Consider the following 3,058-nt stretch of genomic DNA (forward strand, 5'->3'; position numbering starts at 1 on the left):
ACCGAGCAGCCGACCACCGAGCCGCGGACCGGTGCCGCCGAGGACCTCGCGCTGGCCGGCGGGGCCGTGGTCGCCGACGAGATCGTCGCCGCCCGGGCCGCATGGTCCCGAGTCCTGCACCGGGGGCAGACCCTGACCATCGTGGATCTCGAGGGCAACCAGGCCGTCGACACCCTGTTCTACGACGCGCACGACCCCACCCGCCGCTACAGCGCCCCGGCGACCGTCGCCGCCCAGGGGTCGATCTTCCTGACCACGGACAGCGTCCTGCGGGACGACGCCGGCGAGCCCCTCGTGACGATCACGGCCGACGAGGTGGGCAACCACGACACCCTCGGTGGCGCGTGCTCGCAGGAGTCCAACACCTTGCGGTACGGCCACCACACCCGACACCAACACGCCTGCGTGGAGAACTTCCTCCGCGAGGGCGCCCGGCACGGACTCGGCAAACGGGACCTGGTCCCCAACGTCAACTTCTTCATGAACGTGCCCGTGGATCCCGACGGCACCCTCGGGATCGTGGACGGTCTCTCCGCGCCCGGCAAGCGCCTGGCGCTGCGTGCCGACCGCGACGTGATCGTCCTGGTCTCCAACTGCCCGCAGATCAACAACCCGTGCAACGGCTTCGACCCCACGCCGGTGCGGATGATCGTCACCGCCTGAGCCCGCCGCCCGCGACACCGCCACCACAGGAGACGTCACCATGACCCGCCTCGAGATCCTCAACCCGGGACTCATCACCACCGTCCAGGACTGGCCCGGCCGCATCGGGTACTGGGGCGTGGGCGTCCCGCCGTCCGGTGCGATGGACGACTACTCGCTGCGCCTGGCCAACACGGCCGTGGGTAACCCGGAGGGTGCCGCCGGCCTGGAGTGCACCCGGGGCGGCCTCAGGGTCCGGCCGGATGCCGCGGTCACGGTCTGCGTGGGCGGGGCGCACGTGCGGCCCACGGTGGACGGCCGCCCGGTGGCCCAGTGGAAGCCGGTCCATCTGGAGGCGGGATCCGTGCTCGACATCCCGGTGCTCGACGGGCCGGGTATGCGTGTCTACGTGGCGGTCGCCGGTGGCATCGAGGTGGAGGAGTATCTCGGGTCGTCGTCGACCTTCACCCTCGGGCGGTTCGGGGGACACGAGGGACGCACCCTCGCGACGGAGGACACCCTCGCCGTCGGGGAGCCCGGACCGGGCGAGCCGCGCCGGATCCTCGCCGACGAGGTCCCGGCCATCGGCCACCACTGGCACATCGCGGTGGCCGAGGGGCCGCACGGGGCACCGGAGTTCCTCACCCGCGCGGGGATGGACGAGCTCTACGCGGCCAGCTACACGGTGCACTTCAACTCGGACCGCACCGGGGTCCGGCTCGAGGGGCCACGACCGAAGTGGGCCCGACCCGACGGCGGGGAGGCCGGCCTGCACCCGTCGAACGTGCACGACAACGCCTACTCGGTGGGGGCCCTGGACTTCACCGGGGACACCCCGATCCTGCTCGGCCCGGACGGCCCGAGCCTGGGGGGATTCGTCTGCCCCGTCACCGTGGTCAGCGGCGACCGGTGGAAGCTCGGGCAGCTCGCCCCCGGGGACACCGTGCGGTTCGTCCGCGTCAAGGTCGATGCCGTCGGCGGCCGCACCGGGATCGCCGGTGCGCGGGGGGCCGGTCGCCCGTACGTCCTCGGTGACGGCGGTGACCGCGACGACGGCGTGCTGGGCCGCGGTCACACCGCCGACGGGGGGACCGAGGTGACCTACCGTCGGGGCGGCGACGACAACGTGCTGGTGGAGTACGGGCGCATGGAGCTCGACCTCGAGCTACGCGCCCGAGCTCACGCCCTGTATCTGCACCTTCAGGCGAACCCCGTGCCCGGTCAGCAGGACCTCACGCCCGGCATCCGCTCCCTGCAGGTCAAGATCACGCCCGGCGACAGCACGATCGGCGCCACCCTGGCGGCATTGCGGGAGGCCGAGGCGGCCCTGCCCGCCGCCGAGGACCTCGCGGTGTCGAGCAGACGCGTCCGGCTGCCGCTGAGCTGGGACGACCCCGCCACCAAGGAGGCGATCGAGAGGTACATGTACGGCGTGCGCGACGACGCCCCGTGGTGCCCGTGGAACATCGAGTTCATCCGCCGGATGAACGGCCTGGAGACCGCCGACGACGTCTACCGCACGGTCTTCGACGCCGAGTACATGGTGCTCGGGCTCGGGGACGTCTACCTCGGCGCCCCCGTGGCCACGCCGCTCGACCCGCGCCACCGACTGGTGACGACCAAGTACAACCCCGCCCGGACATGGACCGCGGAGAACTCCGTCGGCATCGGCGGCGCGTACCTGTGCATCTACGGGATGGAGGGGCCGGGCGGTTACCAGTTCGTGGGCCGCACCACCCAGGTGTGGAACCACCGTCACCCCGAACCGGCGCCGGGCTTCGACCCCGAGCACCCGTGGCTGCTGCGGCACTTCGACCGCATCTCCTGGTACCCCGTCACCTCCGAGGAACTGGCGGACCTCCGCGCCGACACCGCCGCCGGACGAGGCCGCGTCGACATCACCGACGACACCTTCTCGCTGGCCGAACACACCGCGTTCTGCGAACGGGAGGCCGAGTCGATCGCCTCCGCCAGACGCCGGATGGAGCACGCCCGCGCCGAGGAATTCTCGCGCTGGGCCGCCAGTGGGGAGCTGAGCGCATGAGCACCGAGACGACCGGGACCGACCTGAGGGCACGCGCCGAGGCGGAGGTCGACCACGTGTTGGAGCGACTGGCCGAGGCCGACCGGCCCGAGGTGTTCATCCAGGTCCGACCGCGTGAGGAGCTGGTGGACGACATGACGGCCTCCCTCGCCGCGGGGGGCCCGCTCGCCGGGATGACACTGGCGGTCAAGAACAACGTCGACGTGGCGGGGGTGCCCACCACCGCCGCGTGCCCCGGGTTCGCCTACCAGCCCGATCGGGACGCGGTGGCCGTCGCGCGCCTCCGCGCGGGCGGAGCGGTGGTGCTGGGGGTGACGAATCTCGACCAGTTCGCGACCGGCCTGGTCGGCACGCGCAGTCCGTACGGGGCCG

3 protein-coding genes are annotated in these 3,058 nt (G+C 72.4%); all 3 read left to right on the forward strand.

Features of this window, described 5'->3' with window-relative positions:
- The first annotated feature begins 51 nt into the window (after positions 1-51).
- The gene (locus tag G6026_RS12315) at positions 52-663 is read left to right on the forward strand and encodes an urea amidolyase associated protein UAAP2 (RefSeq protein ID WP_107757901.1); all 612 of its coding nucleotides are present in this window, start codon (positions 52-54) and stop codon (positions 661-663) included.
- A gap of 40 nt (positions 664-703) precedes the next feature.
- Positions 704-2,686 carry a 5-oxoprolinase/urea amidolyase family protein gene (locus tag G6026_RS12320; protein WP_182613347.1) on the forward strand — a complete coding sequence of 661 codons (1,983 nt, stop codon included), beginning with the start codon at positions 704-706 and terminating at the stop codon, positions 2,684-2,686.
- Positions 2,683-3,058: amidase family protein (locus tag G6026_RS12325; RefSeq protein ID WP_241728063.1), on the forward strand; the 376-nt coding region annotated here is incomplete at its 3' end. The genes G6026_RS12320 and G6026_RS12325, both read left to right, overlap by 4 nt.

The organism is Dietzia sp. DQ11-38-2 (genome assembly GCF_014145055.1).
Lineage (GTDB): Bacteria > Actinomycetota > Actinomycetes > Mycobacteriales > Mycobacteriaceae > Dietzia.

Excerpts from the sequence above, each read along its gene's own strand:
- G6026_RS12320 (WP_182613347.1), top strand. The coding sequence starts at position 704 with ATGACCCGCCTCGAGATCCTCAACCCGGGACTCATCACCACCGTCCAG.